At 57.6% G+C, this 20,261-nt stretch carries 18 protein-coding genes and 1 pseudogene; 5 read left to right on the top strand and 14 right to left on the bottom strand.

All coding sequences use genetic code 11. The features are described 5' to 3' along the window. Positions 1-111 precede the first annotated feature (111 nt). Positions 112-354 (bottom strand): nodulation protein NopA, encoded by a 243-nt coding sequence (locus tag EJ068_RS33215; RefSeq protein ID WP_224570034.1) that lies wholly within the window; start codon positions 352-354, stop codon positions 112-114. A 72-nt stretch (positions 355-426) separates the two neighbouring features. After that, complete coding sequence (locus EJ068_RS12250; RefSeq protein WP_129554541.1) at positions 427-780, bottom strand: nodulation protein NopC; 354 nt, start codon at positions 778-780, stop codon at positions 427-429. A 1,351-nt stretch (positions 781-2,131) separates the two neighbouring features. On the opposite strand from EJ068_RS12250, the gene EJ068_RS12245 reads away from it, so the two are divergent. Continuing rightward, positions 2,132-4,246 carry a hypothetical protein gene (locus tag EJ068_RS12245; RefSeq protein WP_245463403.1) on the top strand — a complete coding sequence of 705 codons (2,115 nt, stop codon included), beginning with the start codon at positions 2,132-2,134 and terminating at the stop codon, positions 4,244-4,246. A gap of 542 nt (positions 4,247-4,788) precedes the next feature. On the opposite strand, the gene EJ068_RS12240 is transcribed toward EJ068_RS12245, so the two are convergent. The 9 genes from EJ068_RS12240 to sctL form a co-directional block, all read right to left on the bottom strand. Further along, positions 4,789-5,592 carry a hypothetical protein gene (locus tag EJ068_RS12240; protein WP_024505378.1) on the bottom strand — a complete coding sequence of 268 codons (804 nt, stop codon included), beginning with the start codon at positions 5,590-5,592 and terminating at the stop codon, positions 4,789-4,791. A gap of 356 nt (positions 5,593-5,948) precedes the next feature. Further along, positions 5,949-6,986: an EscU/YscU/HrcU family type III secretion system export apparatus switch protein gene (locus tag EJ068_RS12235; protein ID WP_029354843.1), complete on the bottom strand. Its 1,038-nt coding sequence runs from the start codon at positions 6,984-6,986 to the stop codon at positions 5,949-5,951. After that, positions 6,983-7,801 carry a type III secretion system export apparatus subunit SctT gene (sctT, locus tag EJ068_RS12230; RefSeq protein ID WP_091595845.1) on the bottom strand — a complete coding sequence of 273 codons (819 nt, stop codon included), beginning with the start codon at positions 7,799-7,801 and terminating at the stop codon, positions 6,983-6,985. The genes EJ068_RS12235 and sctT overlap by 4 nt, the downstream gene beginning before the upstream one ends. 8 nt (positions 7,802-7,809) lie before the next feature. After that, on the bottom strand, positions 7,810-8,085 hold the full coding sequence (locus EJ068_RS12225; RefSeq protein WP_128242929.1) for an EscS/YscS/HrcS family type III secretion system export apparatus protein: 276 nt from the start codon (positions 8,083-8,085) through the stop codon (positions 7,810-7,812). Positions 8,086-8,087: 2 nt separating this feature from the next. After that, complete coding sequence (gene sctR, locus EJ068_RS12220; RefSeq protein WP_029354851.1) at positions 8,088-8,753, bottom strand: type III secretion system export apparatus subunit SctR; 666 nt, start codon at positions 8,751-8,753, stop codon at positions 8,088-8,090. Then, entirely contained in the window at positions 8,746-9,774 is a 1,029-nt protein-coding gene (gene sctQ, locus EJ068_RS12215) for a type III secretion system cytoplasmic ring protein SctQ (RefSeq protein WP_126105039.1), read from the bottom strand. The genes sctR and sctQ overlap by 8 nt, the downstream gene beginning before the upstream one ends. A gap of 89 nt (positions 9,775-9,863) precedes the next feature. After that, the gene (locus EJ068_RS12210) at positions 9,864-10,376 is read right to left on the bottom strand and encodes a hypothetical protein (RefSeq protein WP_129554540.1); all 513 of its coding nucleotides are present in this window, start codon (positions 10,374-10,376) and stop codon (positions 9,864-9,866) included. Beyond that, positions 10,352-11,710 carry a type III secretion system ATPase SctN gene (gene sctN / locus EJ068_RS12205; protein ID WP_024505372.1) on the bottom strand — a complete coding sequence of 453 codons (1,359 nt, stop codon included), beginning with the start codon at positions 11,708-11,710 and terminating at the stop codon, positions 10,352-10,354. The genes EJ068_RS12210 and sctN overlap by 25 nt, the downstream gene beginning before the upstream one ends. After that, positions 11,707-12,330: a type III secretion system stator protein SctL gene (gene sctL / locus EJ068_RS12200; protein WP_091595841.1), complete on the bottom strand. Its 624-nt coding sequence runs from the start codon at positions 12,328-12,330 to the stop codon at positions 11,707-11,709. Before sctL ends, sctN begins: the two co-directional genes overlap by 4 nt. A gap of 170 nt (positions 12,331-12,500) precedes the next feature. Between sctL and EJ068_RS33640 the strand changes: the two genes are divergently transcribed. Then, positions 12,501-12,722 (top strand): hypothetical protein, encoded by a 222-nt coding sequence (locus tag EJ068_RS33640; RefSeq protein WP_029354860.1) that lies wholly within the window; start codon positions 12,501-12,503, stop codon positions 12,720-12,722. Positions 12,723-12,966: 244 nt separating this feature from the next. Here the strand turns inward: EJ068_RS33640 and sctJ are convergent, their stop codons facing one another. After that, positions 12,967-13,803 carry a type III secretion inner membrane ring lipoprotein SctJ gene (sctJ, locus tag EJ068_RS12190; RefSeq protein WP_280953371.1) on the bottom strand — a complete coding sequence of 279 codons (837 nt, stop codon included), beginning with the start codon at positions 13,801-13,803 and terminating at the stop codon, positions 12,967-12,969. A gap of 36 nt (positions 13,804-13,839) precedes the next feature. Beyond that, positions 13,840-14,349, bottom strand: a complete 510-nt coding sequence (locus tag EJ068_RS12185; protein ID WP_095486057.1) for a nodulation protein NolB — start codon at positions 14,347-14,349, stop codon at positions 13,840-13,842. A 187-nt stretch (positions 14,350-14,536) separates the two neighbouring features. On the opposite strand from EJ068_RS12185, the gene EJ068_RS12180 reads away from it, so the two are divergent. Together EJ068_RS12180 and EJ068_RS12175 are read left to right on the top strand one after the other, a co-directional pair. Next, positions 14,537-15,235, top strand: coding sequence for a secretin N-terminal domain-containing protein (locus EJ068_RS12180; RefSeq protein WP_095486058.1), 699 nt, complete (start codon positions 14,537-14,539; stop codon positions 15,233-15,235). Positions 15,236-15,536: 301 nt separating this feature from the next. Beyond that, positions 15,537-17,474, top strand: coding sequence for an HrpF/NolX family T3SS translocon protein (locus EJ068_RS12175; protein WP_129554539.1), 1,938 nt, complete (start codon positions 15,537-15,539; stop codon positions 17,472-17,474). 1,137 nt (positions 17,475-18,611) lie between these two features. Here the strand turns inward: EJ068_RS12175 and EJ068_RS32570 are convergent. After that, positions 18,612-18,812, bottom strand: a complete 201-nt coding sequence (locus EJ068_RS32570; protein ID WP_024505365.1) for a hypothetical protein — start codon at positions 18,810-18,812, stop codon at positions 18,612-18,614. A 100-nt stretch (positions 18,813-18,912) separates the two neighbouring features. Here EJ068_RS32570 and glyA point away from each other — a divergent pair. After that, positions 18,913-20,233, top strand: a pseudogene (gene glyA, locus EJ068_RS12160) (serine hydroxymethyltransferase). The last annotated feature ends 28 nt before the right edge of the window (positions 20,234-20,261 follow it).

Here is a 20,261-nt window from a genome sequence, read left to right as displayed (position 1 = left end):
TCTCTCAAACAGGATAGAAGCCGCATGGCAATTGCCATGCGGCTCATTTCGGGACTACGTCGCGTCAATAAGGAGACGCGCTAGGGGGCAGTCTAAAACCCGCTTCCGACATTACGAAACGCGTTCGTCGGCGGCCTTCTTGATGGTCTGGAGATTGGTCGTTAGAGTGCGCAACTGGACACTCCTTTTCGTCGCCTCCAAGCTAACATTGGTTAGTTCCTGCACTTGCGCCTGAAAAGCAGTAGCATCAGCTCCGCTTGTATTGCCGGGAGTGCCACTGTTAGTTTTATCGGTATTGCCGGCGCTACTGGTATTGGTATTGCCTGATTTTTTATTATTATCAACTGCAGCCATGATCATTCCTTTTTCTGTTGGAGTTGTGCCGTCAATAACGGCCTGTATGACCTCACGCCGGATTTTCCCGCGTCAGGCATCTTCTGTGTCATCCAAAGCTTCATCGGCCTCAGCCATCGCATTGTTCGCGAATTGGAACGCGAACGATCGCAGGATACTTTGGAAGGCTTCACTTTGTGCTGCAGACTGTGAGTTGTCTTGAAGTTGATCATTTGAAACGGTCCGGTTATCCGCCCGATCGTTCCCGCCAGCTGGCTTGCCATCATTCCCACCAGCTGGCTTGCCATCATTGCCACCAGCCGGCTTGCCATCATTGCCACCAGCCGGCTTGCCATCACCAGAATGCTCGGATTTCGAATCCCCATGGCCCTTTCGGATCAAGGAAGTCCCGAGGTTGCCAACTCCACTCCCAATTGCTGCTATCATCAGGTACTCCGGCATTTGCCATTGGCGGCGACGTGTTAAAGGTTAACCTCGATCAAGCTAAGGGCGGGAGCTTTCGAGAACCTGACGGCTTTTGACAAAAACCGGCCAGCGCAAAAACGTATGCTCTGCAGGATGTTGCTCTCGCATCGAACAGTCGACCACGATCTCGGCTGTTCGGCCAATCCCGCCGTCCACGCATGCCGCGACCGAATGGCAGCCGCAGCAGCTCGTTTGCATCCTCGATGCTGTGGTGTCGAACAGGAGACACGGTCCACGTGCTGCATGACCGCAATGACCGTATTCTTGCTGGCTCCACGGGCGCACGCAACGAGCAGGAACTCGGTCTTTGCATCACCATTCTCTCGCCTGCACATCACGGCCCGGCGCGGTGAGCTCATTGGCTTCGAGAAGGTCGGCGACCGTACGAACATGGGATGGTCTGCCGGCTTTGGGAGGCCGGTGCGGATCCTCTTCTCACCATATCGAAAGCTTGAAGCGGTCGGATTTTCTTGCCCTGTTCGTGAGAACTCCCATCGTCAGCTAATCGTCAGCCAAGCGGTCTATCTAGGCCGGCCGTGCCTGACCTTCGGATCCAAAGGTCCCGTCTCGACACTTTTTGTAACTATAGATCGAAATGGTTTCCCGCGCGATACGCAACGCACACGCTTCTCTGAAGCAAATGTGTGACTTTGTCGGTGGCGAACGAGAGGAGTGACGCCTCAATAAAATCGTCAGGCACGTGTCTAGGAAGGGGAGCTAGCCGAGTTGGTCTGATTTCATTCGCTGTTCCTGGAAATCGGCGGACTGAAGCGCTGATAATCTCAGGACATCGATGGCAACGTTGCGAAAGTCCTGTGAGCTCGGGCCAATCTTGGCCTGCTACTGAGAAGCACTTTGGCGGGAACATTACGCCGTCGCGGGTCTGGCTGACCGTGACGTTAACCGAAAGATGCCGCTGGTCTCGTCAGCCGCCAGCACAATAGCAGCACATTCTCGCCTACTACGGAGACGCAATATGAAGGGCATTGGCCGACCACGGAAATCGCAGGCTGAAACTGGAGCCAGCCGCGCGGGGCGGGCGAGCAGTTCCCTTCCGCAATCAAGTCTTGCTGCGGGAGAAGGTGGACAGTCATTCGATTCCGTTGTGGAGCAGATGCGCTCTGGGGACGCCGATAGGAGGCCCTCCTCCCTTCCAGTTGCGCGCGGTCCAGGCGATGCCCGCGAAAGTCTGCCAGGCGCCTCGATTGGCGAAGATCAAATCCTGAACGCACCGCCACGTGGAGCCGCTGCGCCACCACGCGGAACCGTAGCGCCACGTGGCGCAGCCGCAAGGCGGCGCGGTTCTCCCTCCATGTCTGAGGGCGAAGCCATGGCGCCGGTCGGTAGCCAACTATCAACCGCGCAGGTGGAAGGCACCAGCTCATCGTCAAATGAAGATATCAGTCCGACACAGCTCAGAATGAACAGTCTTGTTCAACAACTGACTGATTGCGAGGCTGCGGCCAGGAAAACCGACGTCCCCGAGGAGGCGGTGGAGCTGATCAGTCGGGTCGTCGATGCAGCCTCAGCAATTCTGGAGTACCGCGCTAGCCTGCCTGCGGCTGAGGCGCAGACAATTATGCCAGACGACAAGGTGCGTAGATGTTGCCAGATCGTGTGCGACGCCGCGAATGAAGTAGACAAACTTGGCCTGTCGACGATCACGAAATTGGACAAAAAGACCAAGAAAGCGGCAGGTATGGTCGATAAACTCTACTCCTACTCCCAGGCGGACCGGCAGGAGCTGTTGATTTTAAATGTGGAGAACCACCATACGGCGGCAATTAAGTGGTGGGAAAAAAAGGCATGGCGCTCCGAACGGCAGCGATCCGCCTGCGCTGCCACCGCTAGCCTATCCAGTGGAACGCCCGTGATGCGGGAAGCCGAGCGGTGCGCACTGCGGCTGCGTGCCGGCTCGGTACTGAGTGTCAGGATCTGGCTGGTCCGTGAGCGGATCGGTCTTGCGCGGGCCAAGATTGAACTGCGGGCGAGCAGGTTCGAGCCAGATTTGAAGGAACTCCTCGTCGGTCGAAATGGAGTGGTGCAGCTGATGGCAAGCGCCGGTCAAGAAGCTCTTCGCGCCCTCTCTTTGGCGAAGGGCATAATGGATGATGGCAAAGCACTCAACGCTCATGATTGCGCGGTTGTAGAAAAAATCATGGAGCGGCTTTCGGATTTTGGATTGGCGTTGCACGAGGTGCATACCAAGCTAAGCCATACCTACCCAGATGCCGGCCTCCCATTGAAACTGTTCGAACGGATCGTGGACGATGCATGGATCACTGCGCACGATGCCATGCACTTGTTGAACCTGCAGTCTCCGCCGTCAGCCATCATGGCGCCACAGGCCCAGGCGGGCGCTGCGATGCCGGCCAGGGCAGGCGCTGCGATACCGGCTGACACTGCTGGTACGGCTGCAGTGTCAGAAGGCACTACAGCGCGAAGGAAAGGGAAGTCAAAGCATAAGTCGGCAGCTCGCGCCGGGACTTCTGCCGCCGGGCAGCCATCAACACCAGTCGCTGCGAACGCCGGCACAGTGCCAGCAGCCAAGGTTCTCGCGCGCTCGGATCAAGTTGCGAGTACACAGGTGAGAGCGCAAGAGGTGGCTGCGAGTTCGTCGGGGGCAGGCTCGACAATCGGGGGCGCCGCGTTGTCAATGGAGGTATTGACGGAGCGGCTCAAACGATTGGACGAACTTTTGCAGTTCGATCTGGCCGGTCAGCAAAGCGTCGTCTCCCAAGTGCGCCAGATGAAGCCTGAGGAGGCCGGTAAGGTCGTGGACGATGTGGCCCAGTACCTGCGAGCCCAGGCCATTGAGATGCAAACCTGTCTCGCCGGGTTGCAGGGGCGTAATGTACGCCTGCTACTCACCTCCACCCAGCTACCCAAAGTGCACGAACGCACAGACCAGCTCAAAGGGTTGCTGAACATGGTGCTGGGACAGGCCAACGCATTGAATGAAGGAAAAGCCGGCATTACGACTGATTGCATGAAGACCTACGCATTTCCGGCGCAAAAATACCTGGAACATTTGTGCAATGCCGACGAATTGATGCCGCCGGAGGCACCGATCGCGCTGCGTGGCGAGCCAGGAAAGCTGTTTGAGATGAAGCTGCAGCCCAAGATGCTGGTCAATGGTGCGATGCCGAGCCCGATGTGGGTGCACATCCACACGAGTCGCCCCGTCATGGCCAGAAACTTGGAAGGGCTGGCTGATTCCGAATTCACCGCTTGCCACGTTAAATCCAACGAACAGCGCGGCTACAATCGAGAGCGAGAGGAAGCCGATGCTAGGTCCGGTCGCGAGAAGGTCATAATTCATCGCGGCAAACTCACCCCCGCTTTCTGTAAGTCCTTGTTGACCTCGGGGCTTGGCCGCCAACCACGCCATTCGCGTGCCGAGCTCCCGTCGGCGCAGGCTGCATGACAGGGCACGTACTTTGGGGTCTAGGGCAGAATGCGGCCGGCCACGCTGTGAGTCAGCGAGCATTTCTCCTGGCCAAACCGCGAATGCCGCTGCGCGAGTTGCGGTCCGGCGATTGGAGTCGATCGGCTACCGTCAGGGCCGATTTGCGATGTCGCGTTACCTGCTGTTGACGTGGCGGCGTATCTTGCCTCCCATCCAACTTATCGCCGAGATCGCGCCGCCAAGATCGAGGCGGAAGGTCTTCCTGCGAGCGCGGAGCAGGCATAGCCGATCCGATCGGGATCGGCGCATCGCAACGACCCAACGGTGTGGTGGAGAAAATTGGATTCGGGAGAGCTCGTATCCAAGAGGCGGAGTTCCGGCCCGAATACAATCCGCTCGCAAGCACCCACGATGCGCATCCGCAGTTTATTGTCTGGGAGATGGGCTGGATTGCTCGGCGGCGCTGGCGCTAAGGCGGGGCTGTCGCCGGACAATTAGCATTCACTGCCAACAGCCTTGCAACCGTCACCAGTTGCAAGGCTCGGCGGCGGGTCGACAAATCACATGAAATCGTCGTCGGACCCGCTATCGCTGCTGTCGCTGTCCTCGGTTTTGTGGAGATAGAGTGGAGGTTTGCCTGCACGCTGCCACTCACCGGCACTGTTCTTCGTCCATTTGTCGGGATGCTGCGTAGGGTCAAGCACCAGGTCGCCATGATCCACTTCAACAAACCCCATCGTCTGCGCGCGCGCTTGTGCTTCCGGATTAGCCGCACGCCAATTCAGCAACGGTCGGTCGCCGTCTATCCGAAGTTGATGCTCCAGCAGAATATCGCCCGCATTTTCGACGAGCGGATGGGCGACTTGAAGATCCACTATGGAAGTGACCTCAGTTCGACCAGGAAATTGTTCCCGCCAACTTTCCGATTCGAACTCGTTCATGCTGAATCCGCCTTCCATTCTCAGCAGTCCGGCACTCCGGTCTCCCAATTGGTAACTGAAATATCGCGCGTGCTCCGTATCTCGACGGATGCCATATTGCTGAGCAACGTCCGCGGTGCGCCTGGCTCGTGACGATACGAACTCCGAATACTCTTGAGGATTGTCGGCGATGTGCGTGATTTCATCACCATGAAATTGCCTCACCTGTCTCCTGAAGGAAGTCCTGTTGATCTCCACCACAGGAGGTCGGGAATTGAGGGAGTATGCTTGGGGAGCCGCCGATGATGAGGCGCCGCTACCTTCCGATCCGGATAAGTGCATTCGGGCAAATGTGTCCGCGAACCCTTCGCTTCCTGCATCCGATTGCTCGCCGGCATTATGCGCGCGGTAACTATCGGATGAGCCACCAATTCGACCATACATGACGATTCGTACTCCTATGTTTCGCAACCGAGCTCAAGTTAGCACGGCTGTTCAACATAGGGCGCTTAGTTGACGACTAGCTGACGAGGGCATTCCAACGGCTGCACCAATCAAATCCGCACTGCCGGCCTCAAAACCTCGGACTGCGCCACGCACCGGCCAGCAGAGGCTGAAAGGTCATGCCCGGAGGACTTGCCGTAGTTGCTGGGTGGCAGATCCGAGGGGAGTGATTGCCCCAGGCCCGCGGTTGCGCGGTTGGCCTGACAGAGACACTGGGGCACGGATGGCCAGCCGACATTTGCCACTAGCATGGAACCAGGTCAGTTTTGAACTGGGCAGTCGTGGACTTCCAATGACTAGGCCAAGCCTGCGGCAAAGAATGCTTTCGCGACAGGCTGGAAATATTGCATAGGAACCGCGTGGCCGAGTTTTGTAGTGCTTATCAGCTGACGCGCTAAGACATGGTCATGGACGATCGTCAGGCGTAGTGCCCGCGCCTCACTCAACACATGTGAAACGCGCTCACCTTCGGCACGGCAAACTAAGAACGGCACCCCGGTTTCACCGCGAACGTAACGCAGACCGATCAGGACCGCCCTTCCTGTTAAGACCAGCGTGGCGCGATGCACGCCAAGCGCAGGCTCGTCGGCCGCCTCCTCGCGGATGCGACGCTGTTCACCTTTCAACTCTGGCGCTCCTTGCTGATCCTTCGACTCGCGCGTCACTTCGGTATTGGTCATGCGCATTTCGCGCAGATACAACGCGCGCTGGAGCAGGAGATCGATCAGTCCGCCGACCAGCAGTGCGCCGGCGCCAATTCCCATCAGCAATTTTGTCTCCATAAAGATGAGGCCAACACAGCCCATGCCGCAGATCGGCAGAGGGACCATTGTCTTCCACATCCCGAGAAGGACAATGGAAAAGGTTGCGCTGAGAACCAATACCTTGAACATGGTCTTGCAGACTTCGACCATGGAACGAGCAGACCCCAAGCGCTTCAGCCCTTCAAAGGGGTCAATTTTCTTAAAGCTGAGCTTCATCGGCTCCAGAGAGAAGACAAATCCACCATTGGCTAGCAGGCTGGCCAAAATCACCGCGGCGACGAGGGTTCCAAGCAGCGGGCCAACAGCCGCGACGGTGAGTTGGACGAGCACAACCAATGCCTGCGGCACCGCGGTATCGAAAGGTAGGCTCTGCAACTTGGTGGCTAATAGGAGCGCTTCCCGGCATTTGTCCTCGATCACGCTGCCTCTTAGCCAAAGGTAGCCGAGCCCAGCGCAAGTCCCGACCGCGCGGACGAAATCGGAGCTACGTGGCAGCTGTCCTTTTTTGCGCGCTTCACTTAACTTCTTCGGGCTGGCGGCGTGTGTCTTCTCTTCACTTGTGTCGCTCATGGCAGCAATTTGTCGAACCACTCCAGCGCGCCGTTGGCTTGTGTGACCTCCAGTTTCATGCTCTCCACCAGATAGGCAGCGTAGGTGACCATGAGAACTGGAAAGACAATGTTCTTGATTGCCGGAGACAGTTGGCTCGCCTTAAATTGCGGGGCAAAGCGACGCAGCAGCATCATCGATATATCAATCAGTATCAGGAAGAACACGACAGGCCCCGATACCAATAATGCCGTGCGCATTATGCGGTCGAGAAGCCCCAACAACTCCATTGCTCCTGGCCCGCTCAGTGTCGGGTGAAACTGATACACCGGCCAGATCAAGTAGCTGCGGTACAGGACACTGATCAAAGTTTCCAGGCCTCCTGATCCGACGAATATGGCAATCGCAGTGATCCCCAGAAAAACGCCCATCGCGGAAGCCTGACTGTTCGTCGCGGGATCGGCCGAAGCGGTCGGGCTGCTGATGCCGCGTTGGTTGTCGATAAGCTCCCCGGCAGCCTGAAGGCCCCAAAGCGGAATGCCAAGAAAAGTGCCAAGGAGTACACCGACAAAAACTTCCTTGAATCCGAGCAGGGTTAGCTGGATCAGGCGTGTATCAGAATCCAGCGCCGGCAATCCGCCGCTGACGTGTGCCAGGCATGGTAGTGCGAAGCCAACAGCCAAACAGCCCCGGATCAGCCCACTGATCTGCGAGCGTGTGAATACGGGAAAGATCAGCATGATGCCCATCGCGCGGGCTGCCCCAAGACCTGCCGCAACGACGAGTTCGAGAGCCGTCTGGATCAGAATTTGAATATCGGCCGATGGCGCGTCCATGGGGCGGACTAGTAGCTAAGTGTCATTGCGGGAAACTCGGTGAAGATCTGATCGGCTAGCTCTATGAGCGGGGCGCTTAGCACAGGAGCAAACAGCCCAATCACCGCGACAACGACCAGAAGCTTCACGGTGAGCGGCAAGCTTTCATCCTGGATCTGCGTCGCCGCCTGGAGGATGCCGATGACGAGGCCGACAACCACTGATGCAATGAGCGGCGGTAGAATCCAGATCATGAAAACCACCAGTGATTGGCTCATAAGAGTAATGATGCTGTATTCAGTGATGATCAGCCTCCCGGTAACGTATAACTCAGCACAAGCCCATGCATCAATTTTGACCAACCATCAATGGCAACAAACAAAAAGATCTTGAACGGGACAGATATAACAGTTGGTGAGACCATCGACATACCCATTGCCATCAAGATAGTTGTCACTATCAGATCTATAACAATAAAAGGCAGATAAAGTAGAAATCCTATCTCAAATCCGCGCTTCAATTCTGATAGCAAGAAAGATGGTACAAGTATTGCAAAGTCATCGGGCGTGGCTGCAGCGTGCATTTCCTCTGGCCAGACCTTTTCTGTCGAAGATAGGAAAAATCGCCGCTGCTCTTCATTTGTGAATTTCTTGAGATGCTCGCGCAAGGGCTCACTTCCGGCTTTAGCGGCGCTTACCCAGTCGTCGAATGTCTGATAGTGGAGCTTGGGATCCGACATGCGGTCATAGGTCTGCTCAGCAACGGGCGCACTAACGAACATAGTGAGGATCATCGCCGCGGCGTACAGCACCACATTGGGTGGTATGGTCTGGGTCCCGAGCGCATTGCGGACGAGGAAAAGAACAATTGATACCTTTACAAAGGCCGTTGTCGTGGCAACTGCTAAAACCAGCAGACCGAGTCCGGCGGTAACCGCAAGAAGCGCCAGGATTGTCGGCTGAGCTTCACTCATTGCATGCAAACCCGCCACGGAGCCTGATGCCCAGCTCTTCTCCGATGCGGACAATGTCGCCACGCCCGATACGCTGACCATTGGCCACTATGTCGACCGGGCCGTCGATCGGCCATCCAAGTTCAAAAATATGCCCTTCGCCGGCACTTCTTAATTCCCCAAGAGAAATAGGCCAGCGGCCGCATTCAAAGACAAGCACGATCTCGACATCGTCGAGATCCTTAGTAAGCTCCAGTTGCGATCCGGGTTGTGTCATATGCGCACTCTCCAAAGGACACGGTCGCGGGCGGAAAGGCCCCCGCAAGATTAATTCATCGCCGTCAAGATCCGCCTCGGCGCACAACTGGCCGACAGCTAGGGTGATCTGGCCGCGGCCGAACGGCGCAATATCGGGCAACAATGCATCACCGACACATGCGCTTCGAAGAAGCGCCGCAGGAAGGCGAAGCGTGCCGACCTCTCCTGCAACAATGAGCGGGAGCTCTGGAGGCAGCCCGCCCAGCTGCCGCGGCAACTGGGCAAGCAGTTCGCCTAGCGCGCGAAACGCAGGCGGTACTAAGCCGTCAAGAGGCGTGAACAGGAATAGACGGCCCTTGCCCTTGACCGCGCCGAAAATGATGTCGAGTTCAAGATGAGGAGCCAGCATCGTGGCTTCGCATACCCGCACGAGTTGCACGTTCAGCCGCGTCGTCTCCTCCAGTCGAGTGACAAGCGGCTCCAGAGCGAGTTCGAGAATTAGCGAAGCAGTTGGCTCGGAAGGGAAGGCCAAGCCGTTCTGCACTGTCGTGATGAACTCCTCTACGAGCGGGCGCGACAGTGACAAGATGACCGTTTCGGCTCCCACTCTCCAGACGCAGTCAAGCATCGGAATGGCAGCAGGTTCCTGCTGCCAGACAAGCCCTGCCGTTCGCACCGATAGCGGCACCTCGTTGATCCGGCTTTGAAACGGCGTGCGCGGCGCTCCTGTATCATTGAGCCACGAGACAACCGTGCGGGACAGTTTCAGAACTGGTTCGAACATGGCGGGTGTGACCGCAGCGCCTATCAAAGACTGCACGGTCGTGTCATTCGGACGACCTCTTGCGACCGTCGGATCCGGTTGCGCGGCATTTAGGCAAGCGACCCCCTCGCATATTTCAGCAGTATCTCATCGTCGGCCTCGATCTCGGCTGCGGCCTCCGAATGAGTCTCGACGGCGCGCCGCACGTCGTCCTCGATTTGTTGCCATTTGTCCCTTGCCGCCGAACATATGACCCATAGCTCCCTCGTCCTGGACGCCGCCATCTCAGCCTCCTCTTGAGCGATTTGGGTATCATCAAGCATCTGCCGTCTGGAATTGATCTCAGCGGCAAGCTGTTCAGTGTGAAGGCGGTGACGGTCGAGCGCTGCGCTAGACAAGTTGTCGAGTGACATCAGATGCTGATAGAGCGCTGCTTCTGTTCTTGAACAATGTTGCTGTATCATTGCAAGCTCCCTAGCGGCATTTTGTACGGCTGAGGCGGCCACATCGCGCTGGGCTTCCTTCTTGGACAGCTCGCCAAGTGCACGACGCTCTTGCATTTCCTTCAGAAGCCGTAACCTCGAAGACTGAACCCAGTTCACGCGGTCAGACGCGACATCCATGCGACCGTCTCCTCGAAATCTGACGCGTCATCTTCGCTCTGGCGCAGAAACTCCCTCAGTTCGTCGATTGACGCGACGGCCCGGTCAGTCAGGGGATCTCCACCTGGCTTGTATTCGCCAACATTGATCAAGAACTCGGTCTCGGCATAGCGCGATAGGAGCTCGCGGAAAATGGATGCTGCCTTGCGATGTGTCCCCGAAACGACTGCATCCATGACGCGGCTGCGACTCTGCAGCACATCAATAGCGGGGAAATGCGATCGCGCCGCAATAGCGCGTGAGAGGATGACATGGCCATCGAGAATACCACGCGATTCCTCGGCGATTGGATCACCCGTGCCATCACCCTCTACAAGCACCGTATAGAAGGCCGTGATTGAGCCCCGCTCACCCATGCCGGCGCGCTCGAGCAGGCCTGGCAGCATGCCAAAAACGGAAGGAGGAAAGCCCCGTCGCGTCGGCGGCTCACCCGCAGCAAGGCCTATTTCGCGCATAGCGCGGCAGAAGCGCGTCAGCGAATCCAGCATGAGAGCAACGCGTAGGCCCTGATCGCGAAAATATTCCGCGAGCGCAGTCGCCATTGGAGCGCATTGCGCACGCTCCACCGCCGAGCGGTCGGAGGTTTCAACCACGACGACCGTACGGAGAAGGCCCTCTTCACCAAGATTCCTTTCGATGAATTCACGAACTTCCCGTCCACGTTCGCCTATGAGCGCCACTATGACGACGTCAGCGGCGGCACCCTTTACGATCTGTGACAACAGCGTCGACTTGCCACCACCTGGCTCGCCATAAATCCCGATCCGCTGGCCCTCGCCGCACGTCAGCAGACCATCGAGGACACGGACCCCAAGCGGGAATGGCCGCTCAATCATGCGCCTCGTCATCGGATTGGGGGCTCTGCCATGCAGGGGCCGAGTTTCGACGGTCTTGATTTCGCCTTTGCCGTCCAATGGGCGGCAACGACTGTCGATCACGCGACCGAGCAAATCGCCGCCGACGGGCACCTCACGCATTCGGCCAGTGGCCACGACCTCTGCGCGGCTGGATAGGCCCACCAAGTCCCCGATCGGTGTCAGCAATACACCATCACCCGACAGGCCGATCACCTCGGCCTCGAGCGACAGCCCGGTTCGCGGGTCCTCTAGGAGGCAAAGTTCCCCAATACGAGTATCTGGCAAGACGGCATGAACCAGTGTGCCGATAGCCCGCGTGATCCGACCGCGCACCGCACGCGTGTCAATTCGCTTGGCCGCAGCCCTCAAAGACGAGATTGCTGGAACGAGAGCTCGAGTGTCGGCGTCAGCGTTATGTTCTGGGACGGGCTTTCTCATAGCTCGCCTTTTTCACATAGCGTCCCGAAACCAAGGCGCAGCGCGCGCATCTGGGCGTCAAGTCCCAGGTCGACATTGCCGTACTCGCTCCACAGCACGCACCGTTGCGGCGACAACGTCGGGTCGGGCTCGATCCGCACCCTTGGTCGACCATCCTGGCCGTCGCATCGAGCAAACTCTCGTGCAAGCATGTCGACTTGCATGGGAGAAACATGAAGGCAAACTTCGGCGCCGCTGTATTGACACTCTATGGCGTGACGAACAGCCCTCACCAGTAGCTCGCCCGGATCGAAAGCGCCGATAAGATCGCTCAATATTTCCATCACGAGCTGCGGCAATTCCTGCTCCAGAGCCGCCTTTCGTCGCGCGATTTCGGAGATTGTCTCCGCAATCAGCCCTGCCATCTCCTCGGTGCCTGCATTCGAGCCCTCCATGTGGCCGCGCACCCACGCCCGCTGGTAAACGGCGCGTGCCCAGTTTCGAACGCGCTGCCGATGCCGTTCTGCCGCGGCAAGCGCTTGCGCGGCGCTGTGCCAGGTTTCGAGCTCGCTCGCGGGTATCAGTGGTCCGATTGGACGCATCTGCGGCGCTATTGGCCCCTCGGAAAGTTCGGCTGTCATTTCACCGGGGTCTCTGTCTCAAAATGAGCTAGTACAAGTGAAAGCAATTGGCCGGCGGCGGTCCAATGCTCAGGTGCTGGAGTCTCCGCGGCAGTCCCCTCGGGCAACCGAAGAAGCACGCGGTTACGCTCGGTCGCTGAACTGTCCTGGAGCCAAGCCCCAAGACATGCATGTCCATCGTATTCGATTTGCTGAGCGAGTTTTTCTGGGTCCGCGATCAGTCTGTTCTCAACGGCATGCAGCAGGTGTCGGATTCCGAATGCGTGTGCATCCACGCCGATGCGTTTAACAAGGATGGCAAGCTCAGGCTGAGAGACAAACGCGACCAGCGAACGGGCATGCCAGATACTACCAGCAAGAAGGGCAGCTCGATATGGATCGTGCCCGCGTAGAAGGTCCGGCCTGCAGCCGATGTGGTTCAGATCCACGTCATAGTTGCCCAGCAATTCTGCCAGCCTTGGATGCAGTCTGGAACACTTCTGCAACTTCACTAACGTTTCTGCCGATAACGCTGGATCAAGACGCGCCGCTAGACGGGTCGGATGGGCCGAAGCCGCAAGCTCGCTCGCGCCCGGAAAACGCAATTGGTGCGGACCATCAGGTCGGGCGGTCTGTATAGGCATTGGCAATGAGATGTCACCCACGTCCAATTGCAGGCATTCTTTTGCGAATGGCCTCGACAGCAGAAGCATCCCGGCGCCCCTCGACCTTGGAAACGCCGGTTGATTGCTTGCGCCGACGCGTAGCAACGCTGCCCAAGAGATAACAGGCCACTGCGAATACGGCTGCGGCAAAACCTGTCACGGTCGCCAGAATTGGCGCAGGAAGAGGTGTTGATGCTTGTGGCAAAACAGCAGTCGGATCGGGCCGTTGCTCGTGTGCGGACCGTTCTACCGGCACCAAAACCACTTCCACCTTATCGTAGGACAAGCCTTCGATGCTGTCGGCTACCAGCATCTTTATCTTTGGCAGCAGAGCCGCGACATTTGTTTTGGCGTCGTGCCTGATAAACACCGCGGCCGAGGATGGCGTGGCGCCGGCTCGCACAAGGTCGTTATGCGGCAGCACGACGTGAACACGTACAGAAAAAACGCCATCGATATCGCTGATCGTCCGCGACAACTCTTCGCTCAGGGCATACACGTAACGGGCACGCTCCTCGGTCGGCGAGGCAATCAGGCCTGATCCTTGGAATATCTCACCGAGGTTCTTGAAGGATTGGCGCGGCAACCCCTTGGCGTTCAGAAGGTTGATTGAGAAGGCGAGCAGCTTTTCGTCAACCTGGATCGTGCTGGTTCCATCCTTGGCGACCACCCGGATCGCGGCGACCCCGTTGTCTTCAAGAAGTGCGAGCATTTCATTTGCCTCACGCTCTTGCAATTGCGTGTAGAGGTCGGCTTTGCAAGCAGTGAGGGCGACGAGAACTGGCAGCATGACAAGTCTAACCGACCGCCACCCTGACAGGCCACGCATGATTTCGCCCTCGGCCAAGCCAATCATGCGCGCGGTTCAGCCTTCCTTCAAAAGTTTATTCACGGATGATGTGACGCCGCTGACGCCTTTGGAGATAAGCGCCACCTGGGTGACGCCGTTGTAAACATCCCGAAGACCAGCCATCATCATTTCGAAGTCTTGCCCTTGTTGAGGAATGCCCGAGATTCCGGTTCCCGCCTCACCTGGGACGGGAAGCTTCTGCGCCGGTCCCGGTAGAGCGCCCTTCGAAAGGGCTATGTCATGGTCGAGCGCGGGGAAGGAAACAGTATTGTGTGGATATAGGGAGGAAATCGTCTGCAACACGCGATCGCCCATGCCGCTCGTCGGCGCAGCCGCGCGCTGAACATCCATCGCCGCAGCAACTGGCGCCGCACTCGCTGGCCCCGCGGCGGCATCGTTTTTCAGCGAGTCGGCTGCATGCCCTAAGGCGCGCTCAAACTGGGCCTGCTCGACAATCGACGGTGATCCGACCCTGGGGAGGCCAGCCGTTAGAGTGGCAGAGATCGACGTGACAGGCATCATCATGTAAGGACTCGGTTGCTCTCTCTGACCGGGCGAGCCCCGCCCATTCATCACCCGGTGTCGGCGCAACACTCCTAGGGGGGCAAGCTGACAACAAGCTGACTAACGGCGGCGTCATTTCGACAATCTAAAATCTCTTCGGCAATTTAGTCACTTGTGATGATTTCAGCGTTTGGTTTATCAGTGCGACATGCCGAGAACGCTTATCCAACCCGTCACCCTGCATGTTTTGAGACTTCTTTGTGCCGGGTTTTTTCTGTCCACCGGGATTCAACCGGCGCACGCAGTCCCGCTGTCCCTTCCGGCGACACCCTATAGATACACGGTTCTGGATCAGGAACTCGCTGCAGCGTTGCAGGAATTCGGCAACAACCTGAATATCAGGGTCAACATCAGTCCTGCGGTGAAGGGGCGAATTCGCGGACGTATGCCTGATTTGCCACCGCGCGCGTTCCTCGACCGCTTGACGAACCTTTACGGTCTCCAATGGTACTATGACGGCCTTGTACTCTATGTGTCTGCTGCACAAGAATCGCAAACTCGAATGCTTTTGATGACGTCGATTCGCTTCGATGCGTTCAAGGGGGCTCTCGACAAGCTTGATATCTCCGACGAGCGCTATGTGGTCAAACCCGTGCCAGGCAATGGCCTCGTCTTCGTTTCCGGTCCACCGCGCTTCGTCGCACTCGTGGAGCAGACCTTTAACGGCTTGGTGGCGGAGGCGCAGGCGCAGACTCACATAGCGGCCACGCCAAAGGAATCAGTGCTGATCTTGTTTCGTGGCTCCTCCACTACGGTCGTTCGCGACGGACGACCGGATGCTTCTTATTCTTCTGACATCCCACAACAGGATAGCGTTGGCGGGAAGCCTGAGCTGGGCAAGAAATGAACATTGAGGATTTCCCGCAGCTCTGAAGAACATGACTGCGGCTACCCCTTTGTGAACTCTTCGCAAACTCGTCAGTTTCTCGAAAGCTAATCCGCTCATGATGAGTCCCGGCAGCTCTCGCGGTGACTCCGGCCATTGTGTTGGACCGAACCTTGGAGCCGGCCCGGAACACAGCAATTGAAGGCAGGGCAGGCGCATTCGTGACCTGCCGACGCTTGGAATTGTCGAATTTTGTGAAACGCAAGGGATCTTCTGTCGGGGTCTCTTGTGGGGATTTCAACGTCACGTCTGAGGATGCATAATGTCGGCCAGCAATCTTTCAACTTTCTACCGCTCAAATTCGCTACAGTCCGCAAGGGGTTGGCCGGGCCTGAAAGTTTCCCATTTTGCGACCCAGCATCAGCAAAGTGCATCGTGCTTCGAAGCGATGCTGTCCACTTGTGTGCTGGCAGACAAGCCCGGCTCTTTCGCGCAAGGGGATCTGCCAGCGTCGAATCTTGATTCGACAATGGATAACTTGCGGCAGGACCCTTTGGGCCATCTGGCACCGGATGTCGAATTGACATTGAAGGGCTTGGAGCAACACCCACTGGATCTGCTGCCGCCAAATATGAGGGCGGCTCTCAAGGAGGACCAATCGCAACGCTCCAAGGCGACTGAAGCCCAACATCTGCTCCGCGTCACCCCGAAGATCGAGCCGGCTCCCAGGCCGAGCCCCGGAATCACGTGGAACGGTGGGTCGCTGACCACGGCTGAGTTGCAGATTGTTGCGGTACTCAACCGTCACAAGGACCAATGCCCGCTTACTTGGAAGTCGTTGACCGACAAAGCCAATGATCCCTCTACGCCACCGGATCTGAAAGCGGCGATCCAGGGACTGCAGCAGGATTCGGGACTTTTTTATGCGATTGGCTCGCAGGGCGACGGCCGCTGTGGAGGCAAGATCAACGCCAAGGACTTGGCCGGATTTTCAAACCACCACCCACAAGTTGCTGCATTTCAGGAAGCCCAAGCGCAAAGCTACGAGCAGAACTACATACCATCCGACGGCAGCGGAGGTTTGCAGCCTTCGGTCATGACTTTGAGCGATGCCTTGCGGGAGTTTTACCGGTACTCCGAAAATCTGTCCAAGGACCTGAGTCTGGATGAGTTCAAGAAAATGGTCGGCGGCGAATCGAAAAACGGCAAATTTCCGCCCCAGGTCATTGCGGCGGCGCAATATTTCCTCGATCACCCCGATGCTTGGAACCAGTTGTGCGGTGGCTCGAAAGGGAAGATGCACAAAGAGGATTTCCTGCAAGTCGCCTCATCGTCGATGAGCCTCACGCAAACTGAGCTGAATACGGTCGAGATGATCAAGGACCATCAGGACACGTTCTTTGGAAGCGGTGTTCTGACTCGCGACAAACTGGCGAAAATGAAAGACGACAAGAGCCTTGATCCGAAAGTGCGGGAAGCAGCCTCTCAGCTCCTTTCAGATCCTCTTCTGTTTGGCCTCCTGAACAATTCGATCACGGGCTATAAGACCCATCATAAATTCTTCGACTTTGGCGGCGGGCATACGGTTGATTCCGGCAATATCAGCAAAAAAGACTTTGCCCATTTTTGCACAAACATGTCGTCTGCGAACCGCAACGTTCAGCAGCCAATCACCCACGGCGCCCAAACCGCAGAAGAGCAGAATGCCGTCGCGGACATGAAGATGGGCCTGATGGACCAGCCTGACATTAAGTCAGCCAAAAAGAACGGCGGGGCCGTCATGCACGTCGTCGACTCCGTGCTCAAAATCGAGACGAAAGTGCTCGACTTGGCGGCAACGGCGGTGGGACTGCTCAGCTTCATTCCGGGCCTCGGACAAGTAGCCGATCTTGCCTCGATGGTTCTCGAGGCTGAGTCGCAAGCAGCCAATCTCCTGCGTACGGCCATTAACGGAGGCGATATGAAGCGAGCGCTGGAGGAAGCTGGCCTCAATATGGCCGCGCAGGCGATCGGCCTTATCGCAGGCCCCGAGGTCAAGCTGGCCATTCGAAATGGGCTCGTAAAGCACCTGATGGAAGAGGCCTTGGCGGCAGGCATTGATCTTTCGGTCTCGACGGCGCAGGACTACGCAGAAGGCTATGTGAATAACCTCAAAGCGCGCCTTGCAGGCGGCCCTGAGCAAAGCCTAGGCCTTCCGAGCATGCCATCATTCCAGAGTGTGGCAAGCAATGTGCCCTTCGTCGGCATTGCCTTATCCTAGCCGTCGCCTTGCGCGGAAGCTTTGGCTCGCGCGCTGACATAAGGGTCATTGTGGCACAAGCAGGGGTTCATCCGCATCAACGCAGCGGTGTTCCTGACGCCATCTGGATCGGACTGTGAGGGGGATGTCCGAAGTCTGTGAAGGCTTCGGTATATGACGACTTCAGAGTTACGCTGAGCCCAGCCATCTCGAGCCGGTGCGCCGGGTCGAGGTTTTCACGGGCGCCGGCCGGCAGCGGGAATGGTCTCCGGAAGGCACGGCGCGGATGGTGGCGGAGCGGCGCAGCCGAAGGAACGGCTGTCGCGCGCCCAGGGCGGCCTCCCGAACAGCAGACGATGATCTCCTGCCTTGGGCCTATATCCTTGTGCCCACGCTCAAGGCAGTCGGCTGAAAACAGCGCTGATTTAAAACAGCATTATCCTGCACTGCACCCTCGATCCTTGCGCTCACCGATCGCTCGTCGACACGCACGCGGTCAAGTCGTTATCGGCGCTATGCCGATGGGCTTCGAGAGCAAGGTGGACGCTGAGCGGTGCGTCAGCCTCAGGGCGCGGCTGGCCAGCTTTGGGTCTCACGCTCTATGACGGCAACACCCGGCTGATCAACTTGGCCTGTTCGCGGGCTCCCGGCAGCGGCGCGGAAGCCACGGTCCGCCTTCCTCGGCTTCAGGCCAAAGATACCGCAGCATGCTCCAGAGCTATGTCTGCCGCCTCCGCCCCATCGTCGCTGGTCATGTGGAAAGGACAAGCAGGCTACGCACCCCATAATCCCGTCGGGCAGGATTCGACAGTCGACGGCGAGACATTCGCCAAACCTCACCCTTGATTCTCAGCAACGTTAAAAAAAATTCACATAATGTTCGTGAGTGTAGTCTCCTGTCAGGTGGTACATTAGCCCCAATATCTGGCGTCTTAGTCGTAGAAAGGACTGTGATCCATCTTCCATTAGCATCCATACCAGCGGATTTACAGCAAATGACGAGAGAGGTCTCATGCGGATTGATGGGGATAGAAGGGCTAGCGGCTTGCTGCATCCCGTCCGGGTTGATGCCAACCAATGTTGACACTGGTAAATCGCCTAAGGACGGCAGCGCATCTTGATCGCCTTCGAATCCTGGGCCTTTGCGCGCATGCGGATCTAACCGTCGGCGAGCTGGCCGATATTACCAGTCTGCCTCGCGAGCAGGTTCGACGCCACGTTCGGCGGCTGGGCAGAGCCAACTTTCTTTGCTGCAACGAACAACGTCCGCAGTCTTCGTACCATATGCAAGCAGGAGGCAAGGATGGCGGGCTGGCTCAATTGGTGGTCGATCTCCTGCCCCACGATGATGGCCATCATAAAAGAGACCTACAACGCCTGGAAGCAATACAAGACGCGCGGTTGAAGGGACCGCCTGCTTGATCGTGAAATAGATCAGTCCAAATGGAGCGCGACTACCATGGATAACTCCGCCGGCGGCGCCATCGCGCAGCCCGACACTTACGGGCGGCCTCACTTAGCCGCCGTCGACTCCCGCGTTCACGAACTGCTTCTAAGACAGGAGCGTCAGGAGCGGACAACTCTCAAACTGATCGCCTCCGAGAACTTTGCCTCCTCGGCGGTGTTGGAAGCGACCGGGTCGATTTTCACCAACAAGTATGCCGAGGGATACCCCGGTGCGCGCTACTACGCCGGAAACGAGATCGTCGATGAGCTTGAGACCCTCGCGATCGAGCGCCTGAAAGCGCTATTTGGCAGTGAACACGCCAACGTCCAGCCTTATTCAGGCTCGCCAGCCAACCAGGCTGTCTATCGCGCGCTTTTGAGCCCCCGTGACAAAGTCATGGGCTTGCCTTTACCCGAAGGCGGCCATCTGACTCACGGTTGGTCCGTCAATTTTTCCGGCAGCGATTATCAGCGCGTCCCGTACAGGCTGCACGAAAAGACACAGCAAATTGACTATGACCACTTGCGCGAGACCGCCAAGCGGGAACGCCCGAAGCTAATTTGGGTCGGCGGAACTGCTTATCCGCGTATTTTTGACTACGCGGCAATGGCCGAAATTGCTTCGGAGGTGAACTCGTATCTGGTGGCTGACATCGCCCACATCTGCGGCCTGGTTGTCGCAGGAGTGCATCCGAACCCCGTGTCCCATTGCGATGTGGTCACCAGCACCTCTCACAAGTCGATCCGCGGTCCCCGGGGTGGCTTCATTTTATCAAGGAATGAAGACCGTTATCAGCCCCTCCATCATCCGAAGAGCAAACACAATCTGCGCCGTGTTCCCTCTTCTGCAAGGCGGACCGCATATGAATACTATCGCCGCGCTTGCCGTCGCTTTGCAGGAAGCAGCGAACTCGTCCTTTCGTGTCTACGGTCAGCAGATCGTCCACAACGCCAAGGCTCTGGCCCAGGCGCTTCTGGAGCGAGGTTATGAACTCGTCACTGGGGGCACTGACAATCACATGCTGATCCTTGATCTTCGGGACCGGCCGCTGTCAGGCAAAGCCTATGCGGAGCGCTTATCGCGTGCAGGCATCATTGCGAATTTCAATATGGTCCCGGGCGACCGGCGGCATCCGGCGCTGACAAGCGGCATCCGCTTAGGGACACCAGCGGTGACGTCCATGGGCATGCGCGAAACGGAGATGGTGCAGATCGCCGCTTTCATCGACTCGGTCTGCCGCCAGCCCGATGACCAGGAAGTTCATGCGAGCGTACGAAGAGACGTTGCCGACTTCTGCACTGCGTTCGATGTTCCCGGCATCCGCGACCGATAAGCCACCCCAATCCAGAAACTCCTCACTA

Source organism: Mesorhizobium sp. M2A.F.Ca.ET.043.02.1.1 (assembly GCF_003952405.1).
In the GTDB taxonomy this organism is placed as follows: domain Bacteria; phylum Pseudomonadota; class Alphaproteobacteria; order Rhizobiales; family Rhizobiaceae; genus Mesorhizobium.
Note: the sequence above shows the minus strand (reverse complement) of the source record. Positions and strands in the feature narration are given on the sequence as shown.